At 70.3% G+C, this 1,325-nt stretch carries 2 protein-coding genes; both read right to left on the reverse strand.

Annotated features, from left to right (window positions below):
* Nucleotides 1-155 precede the first annotated feature (155 nt).
* Nucleotides 156-569 (reverse strand): hypothetical protein, encoded by a 414-nt coding sequence (locus tag HG543_RS53640; protein WP_169352672.1) that lies wholly within the window; start codon nucleotides 567-569, stop codon nucleotides 156-158.
* 56 nt (nucleotides 570-625) lie between these two features.
* Nucleotides 626-1,325, reverse strand: a 700-nt coding sequence (locus HG543_RS53645; RefSeq protein WP_169352673.1) for a diguanylate cyclase, incomplete at its 5' end; no start/stop codon positions are given.

A 1,325-nucleotide genomic window follows, 5' to 3' on the forward strand; every position in this document is an offset into this window, starting at 1 on the left:
GGGTGGGGGATGCCGAGGGGGTCGGCGTCACGGGAGCGCTGCCGGGCGTGCTGGCCGGGCGCCGGATGACTTCGACCGCGGGGACCACCCGCCGTGTCTTCCTGTCGTTCACAGTCGTACGTTACCTGATGCGAGTTTTCCGGGCATGCCCGGCTTCACGGCTGGAGGGAGGCTGAAAGGTCCACCTTCCACCCGGACGGCTCCCGTACCATCCGGACCTCGTGGTTGCCTCCCGGGGAGCGTACGAGAACTGTCGCCTCGTTGCCCTCCTCCCTGACCAGGGAGACTTCCGTAACATCCGGAGGGGGAGGGACATTCGCGAAGAAGAGCGCCAGGGGCTCCGGCTTCTCCGTGCCGCCGGAGGCCGCGCTCACCGCCCGGGCCCGCTCCGCCAGGAGGTCCTGGGTGGGCTTGGAGAGCACCCCCCAGGCCTGGGTCAGCTCACCCTTGCGCACCTGCTGGTGGAAGAACCGATAGGCGTCCTGCGGCGTGCTGACGCGGTTGCAGCCACCCAGGCCCACCAGCAGGACCAGGGCCACCAGCGAGGGCATCGTCACGGACAGGCGCATGGAAACAGGGATTTAGGTCAAAGCGCCGCCGGGGGAAAGCCCGAGCTGCAACCGTGTCACGCGGCGTGCTGATGGACGCGATTGCGGCCCGCCCCCTTGGCCGCATAGAGGCTGATGTCCGCCGCCCTCAGGAGGGCTTCCGCGCTCGTCAGGTCGGCGGCCGGCACCGTGGCCACTCCCAGGGACGCCGTCAGCCGCACCGGCCGCGGCGCCCCGCCCGGACACGCCTCTTCCAGCTCCAGCGCGGCGATGGCCTCGCGCACGCGCTCGCACACCTTGAGCGCGTCCTCCGGCCCCGTCTCCGGCAAGAGGGCGATGAGCTCCTCGCCGCCGTAGCGCGCCAGCAGGTCCACCTCCCGCAGCCGCGAGCGGGACGTGTGCGCCACCGCCTTCAGCACCTGGTCCCCGAAGGGGTGGCCATAGGTGTCGTTGATGCGCTTGAAGTGGTCGATGTCCAGCATCACCAGCGACAGGGGCGAGCCGTAGCGCCGCGAGCGCGCGAACTCCTCGTTGAGCCGCTCCTCGAAGTAGCGCCGGTTGAACAGCCCGGTGAGCGCGTCCGTGCGGCTGAGCGCCAACAGCTCCTCGCGCCGCCGCGCCAGCTCCTTGTTGGCCCGGTCCAGCTCCCGGTTCTTCTCCACCAGCGCGTCCTGCAGCGCCTTCAGCCGCAACATCGACTTCACCCGCGCCGACAGCTCCAGCATGTCGAACGGCTTCACCAGGTAGTCGTCCGCCCCCAGCTCCAGCCCCTCCACC

Origin of the sequence: Pyxidicoccus fallax (genome assembly GCF_012933655.1) — a bacterium.
In the GTDB taxonomy this organism is placed as follows: domain Bacteria; phylum Myxococcota; class Myxococcia; order Myxococcales; family Myxococcaceae; genus Myxococcus; species Myxococcus fallax.